Source organism: Paenibacillus phyllosphaerae (genome assembly GCF_014192105.1).
Classification (GTDB): Bacteria; Bacillota; Bacilli; order Paenibacillales; family Paenibacillaceae; genus Paenibacillus_Z; species Paenibacillus_Z phyllosphaerae.
The window spans coordinates 196,296-215,723 of the sequence record NZ_JACHXK010000010.1; the positions used below are offsets into that span (position 1 = coordinate 196,296).

General features: G+C 57.0%; 15 protein-coding genes. 14 read left to right on the plus strand and 1 reads right to left on the minus strand.

Annotation, left to right across the window (positions count from 1 at the left end; translation table 11 throughout):
- The first annotated feature begins 111 nt into the window (after positions 1-111).
- The 13 genes from FHS18_RS20690 to FHS18_RS20750 all read left to right on the plus strand — a co-directional run bounded on the left by FHS18_RS20690 (position 112) and on the right by FHS18_RS20750 (position 10,132).
- Positions 112-1,266: a YhgE/Pip domain-containing protein gene (locus tag FHS18_RS20690; protein ID WP_183602124.1), complete on the plus strand. Its 1,155-nt coding sequence runs from the start codon at positions 112-114 to the stop codon at positions 1,264-1,266.
- A 34-nt stretch (positions 1,267-1,300) separates the two neighbouring features.
- Positions 1,301-1,906, plus strand: a complete 606-nt coding sequence (locus tag FHS18_RS20695) for a TetR family transcriptional regulator (protein WP_183602126.1) — start codon at positions 1,301-1,303, stop codon at positions 1,904-1,906.
- A gap of 237 nt (positions 1,907-2,143) precedes the next feature.
- Positions 2,144-2,863 (plus strand): CpaB family protein, encoded by a 720-nt coding sequence (locus tag FHS18_RS20700; RefSeq protein ID WP_183602128.1) that lies wholly within the window; start codon positions 2,144-2,146, stop codon positions 2,861-2,863.
- Positions 2,860-3,699, plus strand: coding sequence for a CpaE/TadZ family protein (locus FHS18_RS20705; protein ID WP_183602130.1), 840 nt, complete (start codon positions 2,860-2,862; stop codon positions 3,697-3,699). Before FHS18_RS20700 ends, FHS18_RS20705 begins: the two co-directional genes overlap by 4 nt.
- The gene (locus FHS18_RS20710) at positions 3,700-5,088 is read left to right on the plus strand and encodes an ATPase, T2SS/T4P/T4SS family (protein WP_183602132.1); all 1,389 of its coding nucleotides are present in this window, start codon (positions 3,700-3,702) and stop codon (positions 5,086-5,088) included. It begins immediately after the preceding gene.
- Positions 5,085-6,029, plus strand: a complete 945-nt coding sequence (locus tag FHS18_RS20715; RefSeq protein WP_246427798.1) for a type II secretion system F family protein — start codon at positions 5,085-5,087, stop codon at positions 6,027-6,029. The genes FHS18_RS20710 and FHS18_RS20715 overlap by 4 nt, the downstream gene beginning before the upstream one ends.
- Before the next feature lie 15 nt (positions 6,030-6,044).
- Positions 6,045-6,935 (plus strand): hypothetical protein, encoded by an 891-nt coding sequence (locus FHS18_RS20720; RefSeq protein ID WP_343060601.1) that lies wholly within the window; start codon positions 6,045-6,047, stop codon positions 6,933-6,935.
- A gap of 35 nt (positions 6,936-6,970) precedes the next feature.
- Entirely contained in the window at positions 6,971-7,120 is a 150-nt protein-coding gene (locus FHS18_RS20725) for a hypothetical protein (protein WP_183602134.1), read from the plus strand.
- A gap of 3 nt (positions 7,121-7,123) precedes the next feature.
- Positions 7,124-7,270, plus strand: a complete 147-nt coding sequence (locus FHS18_RS20730) for a hypothetical protein (protein ID WP_183602136.1) — start codon at positions 7,124-7,126, stop codon at positions 7,268-7,270.
- The gene (locus tag FHS18_RS20735; protein WP_183602138.1) at positions 7,267-7,692 is read left to right on the plus strand and encodes a hypothetical protein; all 426 of its coding nucleotides are present in this window, start codon (positions 7,267-7,269) and stop codon (positions 7,690-7,692) included. Before FHS18_RS20730 ends, FHS18_RS20735 begins: the two co-directional genes overlap by 4 nt.
- A 45-nt stretch (positions 7,693-7,737) precedes the next feature.
- Positions 7,738-8,223, plus strand: coding sequence for a hypothetical protein (locus tag FHS18_RS20740; RefSeq protein WP_183602140.1), 486 nt, complete (start codon positions 7,738-7,740; stop codon positions 8,221-8,223).
- Positions 8,224-8,350: 127 nt separating this feature from the next.
- Positions 8,351-8,887, plus strand: coding sequence for a hypothetical protein (locus FHS18_RS20745; RefSeq protein WP_183602142.1), 537 nt, complete (start codon positions 8,351-8,353; stop codon positions 8,885-8,887).
- A gap of 636 nt (positions 8,888-9,523) precedes the next feature.
- Entirely contained in the window at positions 9,524-10,132 is a 609-nt protein-coding gene (locus FHS18_RS20750; RefSeq protein ID WP_183602144.1) for an SET domain-containing protein, read from the plus strand.
- On the opposite strand, the gene FHS18_RS20755 is transcribed toward FHS18_RS20750, so the two are convergent.
- Complete coding sequence (locus FHS18_RS20755; RefSeq protein WP_183602146.1) at positions 10,099-12,237, minus strand: ATP-binding cassette domain-containing protein; 2,139 nt, start codon at positions 12,235-12,237, stop codon at positions 10,099-10,101. The genes FHS18_RS20750 and FHS18_RS20755 overlap by 34 nt on opposite strands.
- A 380-nt stretch (positions 12,238-12,617) precedes the next feature.
- Between FHS18_RS20755 and FHS18_RS34995 the strand changes: the two genes are divergently transcribed.
- A complete protein-coding gene (locus FHS18_RS34995; protein ID WP_183602148.1) occupies positions 12,618-19,061 on the plus strand; it encodes a rhamnogalacturonan lyase family protein in 6,444 nt (2,147 codons plus the stop codon).
- Positions 19,062-19,428 lie beyond the last annotated feature (367 nt).

Sequence of the window (19,428 nt, forward strand, 5' to 3'; positions counted from 1 at the left end):
TACTATTGTCCTCGGTCCCGCCGCCGCCGCTTAATGTTTGACAGGAGAGCCAACAGAGAGTATTGTTAAACAATCATTTAAAACAAATGTTTAACAGGAGTGGAGAAAGAGATGAAAGAAGCAATTCAAGCATTTCTCAAGAAGCCGACTACCATTGTCGGCATCGTAACGGCGTTAATGTTCCAGGTGATCTTCTCGGTCATTTGGATGACAGGTTATAATGGGGTATCGGATACGGAACGGCTGAAGGAGCTGAAGGTCGGCATCGTTGCGCTCGATACGCAGATGGGTCCTGTAATCGCCGAGCAATTGGGCAAGTCGCTGCCGGTTCAGACGGTGCAGGTGGAGGCGCAGGATGAGGCGCTGACGATGCTGAATGACCGCGAGCTTCAGATGGTCGTCACGATCCCGGCGGACTTCAGCCAAACGGTTGCCGCTCAGGATGGCACGGCGAAGCTGACGTACAGCATTAACGAATCGAATGCGCAAATGATCAAGTCCGTAATGAATGCCATGGCGGCGCAAATTACGGCTAACGTGAACAAACAGGCGGTCATGCAAGGCGTTCAGGCGGTTCTGACGCAAGCGAATCTGCCGGCGGAGCAAGCGCAAGGCGCCGCGGCCGCATTGTCGGAGCGGGTGACGAGCGAGTTTAACTACTCCAACGTCGTGGAGGGCCAGAACAATCAGATGGTGCCGATGATGCTCGTGCTCGCTTCTTACGTCGGCTCGATGCTGCTTGCCATGAACATGGAGAACTCGTCGATGGCGCTCGCAAGCCGGTTCAATCGTTGGCAGCGGTTCGGTGCGCGCAGCATCATCAGCATCGTGGCTGCCGTCTTCATCTCGCTGGTCGGTTCGTCGTTCGTCCTCATGCTCGGGGGTCAGGCGGAACATGGATTCCTCGCGATGTGGGGCTTCCAGGCGCTGTTCCTGCTCGCGTTCATGTTCACGGCGCAGCTGTTCTTGCTTTTGCTAGGTCTGGGAGGCATGCTGCTGAACATCATCATGCTCTCCGTGCAGCTCGTTTCTTCGGGCGCCATGCTGCCGCGTGAGCTGCTGCCGGACTTCTATCACGGTATCAGCGCGTACCTCCCCGCTACCTATGCGGTGGAAGGGATGATGGATCTGCTGTTCGGCGGACCGGGCGTCAGCGGTGCCGTTGCCGGTTTGCTGATCATATTCGCGGTAGCGATCGTGCTTGGCGCAGGTGCGGTTGCCCTTCGGAAGCCGAAAGCGCCGCAAGGAACGGCTCAGGTCGCTTAGGTTCTCGAACAAAGAAGGAGGCGTATACAAGCCAGTGCGAGCGGAAGATTCGGATGTAAGAATGAGGCTGCTGGTCGCGGCCAAGCGCTTGTTCGCCAGACAAGGCTATGACGGCACCAGCGTCCGGCAAATATGCGAAGAGGCCGGGGCGAACGTCGCCCTTGTCTCGTATTATTTCGGTGGCAAGGAGAACATGTTTCAGGCATTGTTCGATACCTTTTTTCCAAAGGCGCTCATCATGGAGTTTGTGGACCGCCAGGTGGACCCGATTAACGGAGTCAAGGAACTGGTCAGGGAAGTCATGCGGTTCCATACCACGGAACCGGAGCTCGTCGTCTTGCTTAATCAGGAGATTGCGCTCAATTCTCCCCGCATCGATATTATTCGCAGGAACGCGTTTCCGATCTGGATCAAGCTGCGGGAGCTGCTCCGGCAGGGGCGGGAGGACGGCGTCTTTCATTTCCGCTCGCTGGACCATACGATGATGACCGTCCTCGGGAACGTCCTGTTCCACAAGCAGCGGAATTATTTTTTGCCGATCCTGATTGGCGATTCGAATGATCAGGAGGCAGCGATTGAAGATAGCGTAGATTTTGTGATGCGGGGCCTGCAAGCGAATACCGACATCATCAGCCAATAAGTGACAAAAGTTGCTATTCCTATATAGACACAATACTTTTTGTCTGCTATGATAAACTCAATTATAAGACAGCAGATATAGTGATCGGTTATGCGAAGAACGCATGCATGGGCAATATGCCCGGCTGCGTTCTTTTTTTGTTTCTCCGGAGTGAAACGCGCCTTCGCCATGCAAGACGGCGATAGCCGGTTCGCCTTGGGTTAACCGGGGCTGTCTGTTTCTAGGAAGGAAGAGGCGATGAACAGAAAGCGGAATATCGTAATTGGGCTAACGGCAGCACTGCTGTCTGCCATGCTCGTCTACGGCATCTATGTGCTGCAGTTGAGGCAAGTGCGATTCCAGGAGACGGTGACGATCTTGGTGCCGAATCGGTTCGTCTCGGCGGGGGAGCGGATCACGGCCGATATGCTGGATTACAAGCGAATCGCACGCGGATCGTATATGACCGGTATGCTAATGAATGCGGGCGATGCCGTCGGACTGGAAGCGGTCATCCCGCTCGGACAGGACGAGCCGTTGCTCGCGTGGAAAATGGACCGCTATCGGCTTCAGCCGGATCGGACGCAGTCCACCTTCCAAATCCCCAAGGATTATGTGCTGTCGATCTCGAGCGGCATACGCGCCGGCGACAAGGTAATCGTATACGTCTCCGGTCCGAACGCGTCTTCATCGCGACTGTTCGAGGCGCCCGCGGTCGTCGCTTCCGTGAAGAGCTCGGCGAATGTGGAGATCGATGATCCGGAGAACCCGAATCTGCTCTCGATGGCCAGTGGCGATAAGGAAAGCATGTATGCCTCCCGGCGCAATGCGAACGGCATGATCGATACGATCAATCTCAACCTGACCGAGGCGCAGTGGCTGGAGCTGGACACGCTGTGCAAGAGCGGCGAGAACAAGCTGGTCATCGCGTATTCCCCTGCGTCGCTCGATGTAGGAGAGACGGAGAGTTCGCCGTGAGCGCGGGCGCATCGCTTATTGCCTTCGTCGGCACGACGCCGAACATCGGTACGACCGTATCGGCCTTTGCGGCGGCCTACCGGATCGCGGAGATGAGCAGGGGGCGGGTCGGATTTCTGTGCTTGAACTTGAAGAGCGCGAAGATTCACCGCTTCCTCGGCGTCGATCGCCCGACCGTGACGCTAGATGATCTGCGGCCAGAGCTCCATACCGCTACGCTCGAGCCTGCGAAGCTGTCGCAAGCGATGGTGCAGATCCGAAGCGGCGTACCTCTGTACGTACTGTTCGGCAATACGTTGCGCGATCAGGCGGAGTTCTACCAGCCGGACGAAATCGAGCATCTGCTGGAGACGGCGATGCGGCTTTATGATGTTGTCATTGCAGACGTGGGCGCTTACTGGGACAATGCCGCGACCGTCTGCGCGCTGCGTCAAGCCGATCTGCGCATCTTGGCGACAACCCCGGCGCTGTCGCACTTTCAGGAGGACGCGCAACGTTGGATGAAGCAGCTGTCACCGCTGTTCGAAATTCCGAGCAGCTACGAGGCTTTAATAATTGGGCAGCCGGGACGCAGCCGAGGATATCCGGCCAAAGATATATGCAAAGAGATGGGGGTGCCCTACATGGGCGAGATCAAATTAACGGAAAGCATGCTGTCTCAGCTGGACAGCGGCACGATCGATGAATGGCTGGCTCATGATGAAGAAGGGCAGCAGGCGATGAGCGAGACGGCAAGAGCGATCGTGCAGCGGCGCAGCTTGGCGATCCGGCCCGTCATGGCGGTACAGCCTTGGTACAAACGGCTGGTTGCCCATCGCGGCGGGAAGAGTTCCTAGATGGATAAGCGCAAGGAGAGGTTCTCGCCGACCGCATTCTCGGCGCAGCTGCGTATGGAACATGCCGAAGAGCGTGCAGGATCGGGTCAGCTGGAGGAAGCGCAGCGCGATTTTGCCAGGCTGGCGGAAGATATACGGGGTTATCTGGCGATGCCAAGAGGCGATACGGAGGAAGAAAGGCGCAATTACAACGAGCGGTTGAACCGGGCTGTTCTGGGCTACGCCGAAGAGCGCGAGCAACTGCTGGCGATCATATCCGACCGACTGCTGCGCCAACGTATCCATGATGTTGCCGGATACAACCATTCTTACGGATCGCTGGCTGAGGCGCTGTTCGCCGAGGTAATCGGAATGAGCGTGCTGGAGCTTGTCCTGCAACAGCGGGAGGGACTCGAGGAGATTCAGGTCGTCGGAACGCAAATTTATGAGGTGCGGGGAGGCACGAGCAGACGCTCGGCTTACGCTTTTGACTCCGAACGCGAGGTTGAGCGGATTCAGCAGAATCTGGTGCTTTACAACAACGACCGGATCAACCCGCGCAAGCGATGGGCGGAAGTCATGCTCCGCGACGGGACTCGGGTAACGATGACCGGATTCGGCTTTACGTCGCAGCCGACGCTGACGCTGCGATTTTACACGGTAAGACGGTTTGACCTGGCGGCGTTGGCTAGCCCGGCCTATGGAACGATTAGCGAGAAGTTAAGGCAACTCTTGGCGGTGGTTCTGCAAGCGCGTTTCAACCTGGTGTTGATCGGACCGACGAACTCGGGCAAGACGCATCTGATGAAGGCGCTCATCAACGAGCTGCCGGATGAGGAGCGGCTCATTACGATTGAGAGCCGTCACGAGCTGATGCTGCGGCGGGATTTTCCCCTGAAGAATGCAGTGGAGTACGAGACGGACGATGAGGATGCGCTCCATGGCGCGAATCAGGCGTTCAAGCTGGCGCTGCGCCAATCGCCGGAACGAATCATTCATGCCGAGATTCGGGATGACGATGCCAATATCTATGTCCGGGCCTGCACGCGCGGCCATCAAGGCAGTATGACGACCGTGCACGCGAATGCGCTCGAGGACGTGCCGGAAGCGATAACGGATATGTGCATGCAGGATGGGCGGGCGATGAATCCGGATCGGCTGGCCAAGCGGATCGCGGAATATGTGACGCAGATCGGGATAGAGATGCGGATCGTAAGCGGGACGAGAAAACTTGTCCGCCTTGCCGAGCTCAGTTGGTCGGACGGCACGGTTACGGTGCAGGATTGGGCTAGATACGACGAGGCAAGCGGCGGATGGGTGTATCCGCATCGGCCTTCGGAGAAGGCATGGTCACGAATCGGGGCTTCCGGCGCACGATATCCTTCCACCTTGGAGGAGGAACTCGCTTGAGCGGATTCGCATTTCAGCCGATGTGGCTGTTACTGGGCGCGCTGTTCGTTACGTTGTTCATCCTGCAGCTGCTCTTGCTGCGCATCTGGTCGACCCGGCAAATTCGGCAATCGCGGTTAAGCTACCGTCAGGATAATCGTCTGCGGTCGCGCCTTACACGCTGGCTGCAGCGTTTCGAGCGGCCATACCGCCATCTAGCCGAACTGATCGAAGCGGTCGAGCTGCCGATTGCGCCCGATACGGTTCTTGCGGCGACCGGCTTGCTCTTCCTGACAGGCACGACGCTTGGCGTCATCTTGTTCCACAATCTGAAGGGGACGCTCATGCTGGGCGCAATGCTGACCGGACTGCCTTACGTCGTCTTATGGATGCTGCTGATGCGGCGGCGGATGCAGACGCGTATCGATTTTCTCCCGGCGGTGGAGCTGTTCTACCAATGCTGCCTAATGAATGGCGGGCGGCAAATCCGTACCGCCCTGCAGCGGACCGTGGATGAGAAGCGATTGCTGGGACTGATGCAATCCGTGTTCGAGCAGCTGTACCGCAATTTGTCCGTCCGTGGGGATGACGAGGCAAGCCTCCGTATTTTCGCCGCTTCCTCCGGTCATATCTGGGCGGATTACTTCGTCAATATTCTGCGCGCAGGCCTCGCTGAAGGCTACCCGATCACCGACAGCTTGAAGGAGCTTATCCACGATATGCGAAGGGCGCGCAGAGCGAACCAGCAGGAGCGCAACAAGCTGCTCGAGATCCGGATCGCGAACTTTACGCCGATCCTGTTCCTCGGATTGTTCCTGTTCATCAACTTTCGCTATAACCGGGCCAGCAGCTACCTGTATTACGTCGTGGACCCGCAAGGCAGAGAACTGATTCTGAACGCGGTCGCGCTTATCTTTGTTTCGTTCCTGATGGGTCTGTGGCTCTCGCGCAAAAAAATGTAAAGGCAGGTGACAGCCGTGTCGGACGCTACTGCCCAGATCGTGATGTGGACCGCTTTGGCCGGACAATATGCGCTGGGCTTCATCGCCGCGTTCTTCCTCGGGTGCGCGATGCTCGAACGCAAGCCGAGGTTCATGCACCTGATGGCCGCTCGGCTGCGGACTCGTCAGGTGCCGGAGGAATGGCTGAAGCTCGCGCGGGTCAGCAGATCAGCCCCCGTTTATTTGGAGCGGGAGCGGCTGCTTGCCGGCTGCGGCTTTACGTGGGATGCCGGCTGGTATGTGCTGCTTCGCCAGCTTTATTTTACGCTGCTCCCGCTGTGGGCGCTTGCCGCTTACGGGCTCATGCAGCTCCCGATTCAGGCGGTGCCATCCTTCCTCGCTCCGCTACTGCTCGCGGGCATTACGCTAACGCTGCTGTGGGACCAAAGCTTGCTTGGGATGTTCCGCCGCGCGCGTGCCGAGCGAATGACGAAGGAAATATACGTGGTCAGCAATCAGTTGCTTTATCTGGCCGGGTCCTCGCTTCATATCCACACGAAGCTCATGCGCTGTCTGCCTTACGCGAAGGTGATGCGTTCCGATCTGCAACTGCTGCTGGGTGAATGGTATCACGATGCGGAAGGGGCGATTCGCCGGTTCAAGCTGCGGCTCGGCACCGAAGAAGGACTCAGCTTTGCGGAGACGATCGATTCGCTGCGGCTGCATGACAGCGAGCAGTATTATGAGCTGCTGCGCGAGCGGATTAAGGATTATAAGGAAAAGCTGGAGCTGGCCAAGGAAAGCCGGAAGGAATCGTCCTCGTATGTGCTGTTCGTGCTGGCCGGGCTGCCGATTATGTACACGTTTCAAGTGTTCATTTATCCCTGGGTCAGGGAAGGGCAGAAACTGTTCGAATCGCTTAATTAACGAGATAAACATTAAACTATTGGAGGTTATTCACGATGCGTAATATTCTTATGACGGTCATGATGATTGTAGTGGTGGTGCTGTTGTTTAACGAAATCATCTCGAAGGATTCGACAGGGACGCAGGCGCAGATTGAAACGCAGGGCAATGCGGCCAATACGAAGATCGGCGCGATTAATCCGTAGCCGATGCGTTCCATTCTCGTATCGCTGCTGCTCATTATCGTCGTGATCACCATGTACGCGTCCATTACGGGCGGGGAAACGGGCATGCATGAACAGCTGGAGCAATCAGGCAACAAGATGAGCGATACGATCGAGAGGCTGAGCCCATGAAGGCAATCCTGGCGTTTGTTCTGTTTGCCGCTACCATGTGCTGGATGATGTTCGCACCGGTGTACAAACATGTATTGATTGTGCGTCAAGCTGTTCTGCAGCAAGAAGTCGATTATTTGCTCGAGGTAGGCGCGAGCGGCACCTATGGCTACATCGACGCTGATATGATTACCGCTTCGCAGCAGCGTCTGGCGGAATATGGGCTACAGCCCGATCAGCTGAAGTATGAGGTGTCATCCACGAGCGGGGAGATCGGAACGGATCGCACGCAGCCGCTTCCGCGTGGTGTCGGGCTCGGGCTTCGATTGAGCTACCCGGTCGAAGGGTTGTTCGAGATCGACCGGCTCATCGGCCTGACACCGCCGCCGGATGACATGCGGATTAGCGCGCGGGGGCTGAAGATGAGCGAATACGTGCCTTAGTTGAAAGCTGCATGAGGCCGTGATTTCAGGGAAGGAGGGCGCTGCATGTACAAGCTATTATGGATCATGCTCATGTCCGTCGTGTGGATGGTCATGCACGCCCTCCAGACCGATGAAGAGATGGCGATGCATGCGCTCTATCAAGGCAAGCATGCCGTGAACCGGGCTGCGCACGCCGCTGCCCAACAGCTGGACCCGGCGCAGCTCGCCGAGGGCCATCTTTACATCGAGGAAGAGGCCGCCGCCGAGGCTGCCGTCCATTACCTGCAGCAGAATATGGAACTCGACGAGAACGGCGATCCGCTGCCGGGCAGTTATTTTCAGGAGGGCGTAGAGCTGCTGGCCGTGGATGTCATCAACGACGGTGTGTCGTTTCCGTATTTGTATCGCAACAATCTGTACGACTACGAGGTGACGCTCGATAAGCCCGGCGTGGTCGTCATTATCGGATTGAAGTACCCGCGCGTGTTCTCGGTTCTGCCGCCAATCGAGTGGACGATCAAAGGAACGGCGGAGCTAGTTGGGGGATAAGAGAGGTGAGCCGTGCAGATGAGCTGCGCGGCTGTTTATTTTTTGCAACATCCAGTCCTCGAGTGTCGTCATGGTTACATCCTTGCTGAGAAGGGTATCGTGACACTAGAGCGAAGGAGGTGTTCGGGTGAAAAGGCTGTGGGTGATTGGCGCAATAGCAGCAGTCATTGTAATCGGCATCGCGGCTTACTTCATCGTTGGGGAAGGGCCGGATCAGCGCGAAGAAGCTGCACCGATAGCGATTCAAGAGACGATTGGCGATTTGGCGTATGAAGTGCATCTGGATCAAGACCGCTTCGGTCTCGATGACAAGATTATCGTGCGGACGAAGATAACGAACCTCGGATCCGAGAAGCTTAGCTATGTGTCCGGCAGTTCCAGCTGTCCCCGTCATGCGGACGTGAACATCGCCCACGAGCAGTCCGGTACGCAGCTGACGAATCCATCCCAAATATGCACGTCGGACGAAGTGACTTCGATCCTTGAACCGGGCAAGGCGGCGGAAGGCGAAATTGAGTTTCTCCCAGAGCAATGGAAGGGGAACAAGCTTGTGCCTGCAGAAACGGGTGCCTACGAGGTGACGGTTGCTTTGCCGCTGAACCGGGAACAGATCGAGCTGAAAATGAAGCGGGAGACGGTGAAGACGACGATCGTGCTGGAGTAAGGGAAGCTGTGGGATCTGGCGGCCGCAACTAGGGATGAAGGAGGCCGTGCAGATGGAGCTGCGTGGCTTTTTTACGCGCGGATTTGGTATAGGCCCAATAGATAGTGGACGGTGGCTTAATTCACTACATCGTAGAAGGCATTGGCCGCATCGAACCAATCCTTGGCCTCGGGGTCACAGCCGGTTCCGATGGCAGACAATACTCTGGGGCGGATTAGCCGGTTACTCATCCGTGCTTGAAGGTTTATCAAGCGTGGCTTCAACCAATTCCGACCGCTGCTCGCCCCATAAGGCGCGATTCGTCGCTGTTTCGTGAGTCGACCTTGCCGAATATGGTAACAAGTTGCGAAATCGAGTTCGAATAGCCGATGCGTCGTAATCCGGGCTCCTTGTTGCTCCGTTAGATTGAGGACCGTTACAAGTAAGTCTGTCACTTTGGCTCTGAGAATAGAAGGTAAAGATAATTCGATCCGAATGGAGATTTTCATAAAACCAGAACGTATATCGGTTAGCAAAAATAGGCTCTTTTCTGCTGCTTTTTGTCAAAATTTCTGGTGACATCAGCCTCTTGTTACCCTGATAATAGAGGCTATAGACACGGGAATTTTGTGCGCTAAGAATAGGAGTGTTGCACCGATGATGCACCCGCATACTGAACTTCGATATATTGATGACAAAATGGGCTATGGCGTATTTGCCACCAAATTCATTCCAAAAGGCACGTTAACGTGGGCGTTGGACGATCTGGATCAGGTGCTGTCGCCAGATACCGTGCATGCGTTGGAGGATGATCGGAAGAAGCCGGTGTTGAAATATTCGTACCGCAACCAGCTTGGGGAGTATATTCTGTGCTGGGACATCGGGAGGTACGTCAATCACAGCTTCCATGCCAACTGCATGGGGACGGCCTTTGAAGTTGAAATCGCGGTCCGGGACATCTATCCGGGCGAGCAGCTGACCGACGATTACGGTACGCTGAACGTCGATGAGCCGTTCGAATGCTTCCCGGAGGATGGGACCGATCGGGTGTGGGTCATGCCGGGCGATCTGCTCAAATATGCGGATCAGTGGGATGCGCAGGCGCTGGACGCATTCCGTCACTATAACGAGGTCGAGCAGCCGCTCGCCCATCTGATTCGGCCGGAGTTCCGCGAGAAGGTCGCGGTGGCCGCCAATGAACATCGGCTGCTCGATTCGATTCGATCGCTTTATTACAATCGGGAAGCCATCAGCGCAAGCAAGTGAGGCGCTCGCTGCATCAGCTCCTGGAAAAATTCACGCTGCAGGGAGATAAAGACCACCGGTGTCAGCGTTCGAATGGTGGCGGTGCGCGGGATGTTCTTGATCAGGGCCACTTCGCCGAGGAAGTCGCCGTCGGACAATACGGCCACCTGCTGATTCTCGCCCTGCGCATCCTTTTTTAATACCTCCACCTTGCCCCGGACGATAACGTAAAACTTGTCGCCGGGGTCTCCTTCATAGATGACCGTTCGTTCCTTCGCATACGATTCCGTGACGAAATACCGGGAGATTTCCGCAAGCAGCGGCAGGTCTAACCCCTCGAAGATCGGGAACATCCGCAGCCGTTCCGCCTTCACCTCGACATGGAACCCATCCTCGCTGATCTCAAAGCCAGACTGTTTGTTCCAGGACTGCTTATACCGTCCCTCCGGCAGCTGCAGCAATTCCTGATGCGTGCCCTGTTCAGCGATTTGCCCTTGGTGCAGCACATAGATGCAATCCGCATGCTCGGCAGAAGCGAGCCGATGCGTGACCGAGATAACGGTCCGCGATGCGGCTATCTGCGCCAGCGTTCGGTTAATGGCAGCCTCGGTTGCCGGATCGAGTGCGGAGGTTGCCTCATCGAGAATGAGGATAGCGGGATCGCGCAGGATCGCTCTTGCGATCGCGACGCGCTGCCGCTGACCGCCGGACAGCCGGCTGCCCCGTTCCCCGACATCCGTGTCGTATCCGTCAGGCTGACTCACGATGAAATCATGAATCTCCGCGTTTCTGGCAGCCTGCTCCACTTCGGCGTCGGAAGCATCCGGCTTGCCAAGCCGAATATTCTCGAGGATCGATCCGCGGAACAGGAAGCTCTCCTGGAAGACGATCCCCGTCTGCGCACGAAGCGACTGCAGGTTGACGCTGCGGATGTCGACGCCGTCGAACAGCACGGCCCCTTGCTGAGGGTCATAGAAGCGCATGAGCAGGTTAATGATCGTGCTTTTGCCCGAGCCGCTTGCGCCAACGAAGGCCGCATAGGTTTGTTTCGGTATCGTCAGGCTGACGCCGCGTAGGCTCGCATGCTCCGGCGTGTAGCCGAAGGTGACGTTCGCGAAGGCAATGCCGCCTGTCAGCGACGCAAGGAGAGGCCCTTCCTCATTGGCTGCCACGGACGGATTCTCCTCCATCACTTCCTGCACGCGCTCCATTCCGGAAACGGCTTCAATCAGCATCGGCGCAAGCCATGTTAGAGCGGCTACCAAATAGCTGAGCGAAATCAGAATGGTGCTGAAGGCGAGCAGCGAGCCGATCGACAAGACGCCGTTGTAGGCCAGCAACGAACCGACCCCGATCGTCGCCAAATTCAGGAACATCGTGCCCATATTGGTCGTCCGGTCGATCAGAAAGCTGAGGAAGCTTGCGTTCGCCGATTTGTCCGCATAGGCATTCATTCGATCATGGAAGCGCCGGATGAACAACGTCTGCAGCCCGAACGCCTTAATGACCGGCTGCGCGCCGGTATTCTCCTGAATGGTGCTAGTCAGCTCAGCCTGCTCTTCCTTCCAATCGTGGCTGGCGTCCAGCGCCTTCTTGCCGAACAGCTTCGGCCCGATCAGGCAGAGCGGAAGACCGACAACGGCGAGCAGTGCAAGCTGCCATTGGAGCGCGAATAGCACGATCAGATTGAGCACTAACCCGAATAATGACAAGAGCGCATACGGGATCAATTTGAGGAACGCGTCGATGGAGATGAGGTCGCTGTTGAAGCGGGCGACGATATCGCCGCCGCTTGTCCGGTGGTAGAAATCCGCCGACAAGGTTTGCAGTTTGCCGAACAGCCGCTTGTATTCTTCTGCCATCATCCGCGCACTGAGGCCGGCGAACATCCGATCCCGCCATAGGCCGATCATGACGGTAGCCAGGGCACCGGATCCCATGAGGATCAGAATGAGGATGAGCCGCTCGTAATTCTTCGGTACGATGGCCAGATCGATAATGAACTTGAAACTGAGCGGCATAAAAGTTTCGAAGGCCAACTCGACAAGCAGGGCTGCAACGAGAAGCAGCGTTCGGCCTTTATGACGCCAGAATGCAGAAGCGAGAAATGTGAAAAAAGTCAGCATGCACGTAAATCCTCCTAAGACAGCCGATACACGGCAGATGCTATCCATTCTAGCGAAAAGCACTGATTCTGCCCAGCATAATCCATTAGGCGAGGGTCAAATTGACTACGACTGGAAGTATACGTATGGCAGGGTAAGGCTCTTTATATTTCTATGCTTTTTCGCGATACATAACGTATCTGATTTTTAACCATTCAACTCTGCAATTTACATGGGCAAGCGTCAATGCGGGGGAGTAAGATTTAATTATGAAAGCGATTCCACGAACAAAGATTCTGCCCGCCATTCCTGCCTCACAAGCCAATCGGCATTCGTAAGCATTCCCATGCGTCTCCCTGTTGTCACCATCCAAGGATGAAAGCGAGGCAACTCCCACACTTATGAAGAAAAAAACCAAAAAAGCGCTGGTCACGATGCTCAGCGCAGCGATGATCTCCACGACGGTGATCCCGTCCGCTGTTCCATACGCATCGGCCGATACGCCGCAACTCATCAAGAAATTCGACTTCGGCACGAAGACAAGTCCCGTGATGGAAGGCTATATCGGCGTCCACGACTCGCTGCTTTATACAGCCGATCTCGGTTACGGTCTCGAAGCCTCCGTCGTATCCCGTCTGCGCAGCGGCGGGGACGATGCGACGAACGATTTTATCCTGGGCACCGCTTATGTGTTCAAGGTGGATCTGCCTAATGGCGAATACGATGTGACGGTCTACTCCGGCGATCTCCTTACCGGTACTTCGACGACCAAGACCACGATCGCGTTGGAAGGCGAGACCAAAGGGACGGTCTCCTCCCGTCAAGCGATCACCCAGGCAACGTATCGGGCCGTGGTGACGGATGGGCAGCTGACCGTGAATGTATCGGGTACGGGAGCAGGCGGTTACTTGAATGCGCTCGTAATCGAGCAGGTTGTCCAGAAGGCGCCTGCGACACCGACAGGTCTTGCCGTCACTAGCATCCAAGCAGGTGCCGCAACCAGCAGCGTCGCTCTCCAATGGGATAGCGTAGCGGAGGCAGCTTCCTACAATGTGTATCGCAAAGAAGCCGGTGCTGAGTCTTTCACAAAGCTCGGTTCCGTAACGAATGCGGCAGCGTACACGGATACGACAGTCGCGGTCGGCAATACGTACGAGTACCAGGTCACAGCCGTTGGTGCTTCAAGCCTCGAGTCGGCGCCGAGCGGCTCGGTTTCCGCCGAAGTGAAACTTCCGGAGATCGCCCCGGTAGCTCCCATCAACCTCGCCGCCACATCCGTCACGGATGCAGGCATTCAGCTTAGCTGGAGCGCCGCTGAATATGCGACCTCTTACACGATCTATCGCTCGGATGCCGCTGAGGGTACATACACCGAGATTGGCACCAATACTTCCCCAACGTACACCGACAGTTCTGCGGATACATCCAAGGTATGGCACTACAAGGTCAAAGCCGCGAACGCCCATGGCACATCCGATTATTCTGCGGCAGCGGCAAGTTCCATCTACACGCCGCCAGCCGAACTGCCTGAAGGCGCGATTAAGCTTGATTTTGGCTCAGGAGCGGTCGCTGACGGATATATCGGCGTGGCGGCATCCACGGCATACACGCCGTCGCTGCACTATGGCTTTGCCGATCCATCGAAGGTAACCGCAGAGGATCGCGGCACAGGCGATGCGATCAAGTCCGATTTCGTCTCCCCGCAGGATACGTCGTTCCACATCGATCTCCCGAACGGCGATTACAAGGTGGAACTTGTAGCCGGCGATGCCGCCGACGCTTCCGAGATCGCGATCAAAGCGGAGACGATTCAGAAAGTGCAGACGACGAGCAAGGTAGCCGGCGAATACCTCGAGATGGAGTTCAAGATTGCGCTAGTGGACGGCCAACTCAATCTGGACTTCGCGGGCGCAGCGCCGAAACTGAACGCGCTCATTATTACGAAGCTGGATGAACGGACGGCGGGCCAAGAGCCGAATGTGTATATCGCAGGCGACTCCACGGTGCAGACGTACGATCCGTACTGGGAGCCGGAAGCGGGTTGGGGCCAAATGCTACCTCGGTTCTTCAACGACGACGTGACGTTCACGAACAAAGCGATCGGCGGCCGCAGTTCCAAATCGTTCATCGTCGAAGGGCGGCTCGACGAGATTCTGCTCGCGATCAAGCCGGGCGATTATTTCCTCATCCAATTCGGCCATAACGATGCGACGATCAGCGTGCCGGAGCGCTATGCGTCCGTGCCGGATTACAAGAACTATCTCAAAACCTATGTCAACGGCGCTCGCCAGCGCGGAGCGACGCCGATTCTGGTGACGCCGATGGGCCGCCGCGATTTTAACGAGACGACGGGCAAATTCAATGTCAGCTTCCCTGAGTACGTAGCGGGCATGAAGGAAGTGGCGGAGGAGCTGAACGTGCCGCTCGTTGACTTAAGCACGCTTAGCGTCGCGTATTACGATTCGATCGGTCCTGCCGCTTCCTTGTCGGTATTCCTGCACGTGGAACCGGGCATCTACGGCGCATTCCCGAACGGTTCCGCCGACAACACCCACTTCCAGGAGTATGGCGCGATTCAGCTGGCGAGATTGCTCTCCGGCGGAATTCAAGAATTGGATCTGCCGCTCGCCGATTACGTCCAAGACATCGAGCCGCCGGCTGAAGTACCGGCGAAGCCGACGGGCGTTATTGCCGGCAGCATCAGTAATGCAGGCGCGGTGCTGAAGTGGAACGAAGTCGAGCAGACGGATATTTACAAAATCTATCGCAAGCTCGCTTCGGATACGGAATACACGATGGTAGGGACAGCTACCGTACCGACGATCACCCTTGGCGGGATGTCGGAAGGGCAGACATATAACGTCTATGTGACGGCCGTGAACGGCAAAGGCGAATCCGCCGCTTCCGAACCGGTGACGATCACAACGAAAGCCGCCGCTTACCGCTACGACATGGGGGCCGCGACGAGCCCTGTCATGGCAGGCTATACGCCGGTAACGCTGGACACGCTGTATACCCGGGAGCTCGGTTACGGATTGACGATGAACGCGGGCATGATTACGCGCGACCGGGGGACGAGCGCAGCGGAGAACAATGACCTCATCCGCGACTGGCTCGGCTATTTCAACAACACATGGGAATTCAAGGTCGATCTCCCGAACGGCGCCTATGCGGTCAAAGCGTATGTCGGCGATCTGCTCGGCTCGGCCAGAACGACCATTGCCATCGAAGGCAAAGATTTCGGCACGGTATCCGCAGCCAAGAACAGCGTCGCCGAGAAGGTCATCAGCGAAGTGCAGGTAAGGGACGGCCAGATGAACATGGTGTTCGGAGGCTCTACCGGCATCATCAACGGCATCGAGATTACGCCGATCCTGCAATCGCCGACGGACGTGAGACTCGACAACCTCCAATTGGATCAAGACCCGCCGCTCGTGACGCTGTCCTGGAAAGGGCCGGCGGACGCGGAATCGTACAACGTGTATCGGACATCCGAGGTGAGCAGCACGCCTGAACTGCTCGGTATGGTGAATACAACGGCGTTCACTGACATCACGGCAGACCTGGGCATGAGTTACACGTACACGGTCACTTCGCTCGACAGCGCGGGCTTTGAGACGGTACCGTCGAATCCGCTGCAAGTGTCGACGATCGATCCTGAGCAGCAGCGGCCTGCCGTACCGACAGGTCTTGCGCAGACGGCGATTCACAAGAACGACGTCAGCTTCTCCTGGAACAAAATCGACAATGCGATCACGTATGCGGTTTTCCGTGCATCCAAGGCGGACGGCACCTACTCGCTCATCGGCAAAACAAGAGATACGTCTTTCACGGACACAACGGTACTAACGACGGTTCCGTACTACTACAAGGTAGCGGCGATCAACGCAGGCGGCGTCTCCGAGCTGTCGCAAGCGCTGGCAACCGAAGCGGTTACGCAGCTGTACCGCCAAATGGAATATCTCGACCGCGCGCCAGTCGCCGTGAAACGCGAAGATGGCGTCTATATCGGATGGAAGCTGCTCGGCACCGATTCCGAGGCGATCGCATTCAACGTTTATCGGGATGGCGTGAAGCTGAATGACGCTCCGATTACAGACAGCACGAATTTCCTAGATGAAGCAGGCACGGCAACGAGCAAGTATCAAATCATCTCCGTTCTCAGCGGCGCAGAACAGGCGGCCACGAAGCAGTTCGCGGCATGGGAGCAGAACTACTTGTCCATCCCGCTGCAAAAGCCGGCTGACGACTACACGAAGGACGGCCAGCCGTACTCGTACGTCGCAGGCGATGCGAGCGTAGGCGATCTGGACGGCGACGGCACGTACGAGATCGTGCAGATGTGGTCGCCGACGAACCAGAAGGACAATTCGCAGGCCGGCATCACGGGCATCGTCTATTTGGATGCTTACCGAATGGACGGCACGCGGCTGTGGCGCATCAACCTCGGCCCGAACATCCGGGCAGGCGCGCACTACTCGCCGTTCATGGTCTATGACCTCGATGGCGACGGCAAAGCCGAAGTTACGCTGAAGACGGCGGACGGCACCGTTGACGGCCAAGGCACGGTCATTGGCGACGCAACGGCGGACTACCGCAACAGCACGGGCTATGTGCTGCTCGGCAACGAATACTTGACCGTATTCAACGGTCTGACCGGCGCGGCGATCGATACGGTGAATTATGACCCGCCGCGCGGCGACGTCAGCTCGTGGGGCGATGCCTACGGCAACCGGGTCGACCGGTTCTTGGCTTCCGTCGCTTACTTGGACGGCGAGCACCCGAGTTTGGTTTTCTCCCGCGGGTACTACACACGCACCGTTATCGCTGCGTACGACCTCAAGGACGGCAAGCTGACGAAACGGTGGAAATTCGATTCCAATGACGAAGCCTACGGCTCGGCCTACACGGCGCAGGGCAACCATAACATGTCCGTCGGCGACTATGACGGCGACGGCAAGGACGAGATCACGTTCGGCGCGATGGGCATCGACGATGACGGCAAGCCGCTCTACAATACCGGACTTGGACACGGCGACGCGCTCCATGTCGGCGACCTCGATCCGACCCGACCGGGCAAGGAAGTCTTCGACGTGCACGAGCATACGGATTCCCCGTACGGCATGGACTTCCGCGACGCGGCGACGGGCGAGATTCTGTGGGGCGTCCATACGGGCATCGATACTGGGCGCGGCATGTCGGCGGATATCGATCCGAACCATATCGGCGAAGAAGTATGGTCAGCCACGATCACGAACGAGCAGCATATTCCGATCACAGGCCTGTACAATGCCAGAGGCGAGCTGCTGAGCACGACCGTCCCATCCTCGACGAACTTCGGCATCTGGTGGGACGGTGATCTGCTGAGAGAACTGCTGGACGGCACGCGCATTGACAAATGGGACTACGTGAACACCACGACGAACACGGTGTTCAAGCCGGAAGGCGTCGCATCCAACAACTCGACCAAAGCGAACCCGAACCTGCAGGCAGACCTCTTCGGCGACTGGCGCGAGGAAGTGATCTGGCGCACGACGGACAGCACCGAGCTGCGAATCTATACGACGACGGATCTGACCGACTACCGGATTCACACGCTTATGCATGATCCGGACTACCGCCTGGCGGTCGCTTGGCAGAATTCCGGGTACAACCAGCCGCCGCATCCGAGCTTTTACTTAGGCGCAGGGATGACGGCACCGCCGGCTCCGCGCATTACGGTAGTGGGCGGACCAACGGGAACAGAAGACACGACGGCCCCGGTGCTCACTGGTCTGAACGATCGGCAGCTCCGTGAGAGCGATACCTTGAAGATTGAAGTGTCCGCCAGCGACGCCGAATCGGGCATCGAATCGCTGAGCATCACCTTGGACGGAACCCCCGTCGAGGTTGGCCAGGAGATTCCGCTCTCAGGCTTGAAGGGTACGCATACGTTAACGGCTACAGCTGTGAACAAGTCCGGACTGACCACAACCGGCAGCGCTACGATTCAAGTGTATGGCGCAGGCGAGTTATATGCGTCGATCTCGGGCAGCCCGGCGAACGTGCTTGGCGGCTCCGAGTTTGCGACGGACTACACGCTGCATAACATCGCAGATGGAATCTACGCCCAGGACATTACGGTAAGCTATGATGCGGATGCGATCGAATTCGTCGGGGCGGCTTCGCTCGTGGAAGGCTTCCAGTTGCTCACCGTTGACTCCGATACGCCGGGACGTATTCGTATCATAGCGGCCTCCCAAGGCGAGAGCAGCGCGATCGACGAAGATACGACGCTCATCAAGCTGAATTGGAAGGCGAAGGTATTGGCAGAGCCGGTATCGACCGCAATCTCCTTCGCTAACACGGCTTCCACGGGCACAGGGGCCGAATCGCAGGTAGCAGCTGCATCGGCAGGCATCCAGATCCAGCCGGGAGCGGACAAAACCGTGCTTGCATCGCTCCTCGCAAGCGCGCAAGAGCAATTCGACAAGGCGAAGATCGGCACGAAACCGGGCCAATATTCGCAGCAGGCCAAAGACGCGTTCGGCGCGGCGATTGCGCAGGCAGCGGCGATTGCCGAAGACGATTTCGCAACATCCGTTCAAGTCGCACAGGCGGTGGAAAGGCTGACAGCGGCGATGAACGCATTCGCGGCATCGGTCGTTGTCGCGCAGCCAGGCGATTCGAATCAAGACGGAGCTTACACGATCGGCGACCTCGGCATCGTCGCTGCCGCTTACGGCAAGACGAACGAAGATCCGCAGTGGATCGCCGTGTATCAGCATTACGATCTGGACCATGACAACGTCATTGATCTGGATGACCTTGTCATCGTGGCGCAGGGCATCCTCCAGACGCCATAGCATAGATATGCCAAGCTGCGCGGGCCGATCCCGCACAGCTTTTTTTGTCTAGACAGGATCGAACGGCCTGTCAGGATTGACTCTCATAACCTTCTTTGGCGATCTGTTTGACTGTAGTTAATCAGATGTGGTTGGAGCCATCCGCGATGTAGAGCATGGTGCTACAATAGGGCTGACACGAAGAGATGGTGAGGTAATCATTCTTCAAACATCGACAGTGAGAGGCACTAGACGTGTATTCAGCTAATCAACCTACCGCAATTGAAAGCGTTGTCTCACAAGGGGAAAGACAGCAAGGATGGTCAGCGCGAGACGGCTTAATCGAGAAATGACAGTCAAACTGAAGCAGCAGTTATGCATCAATATT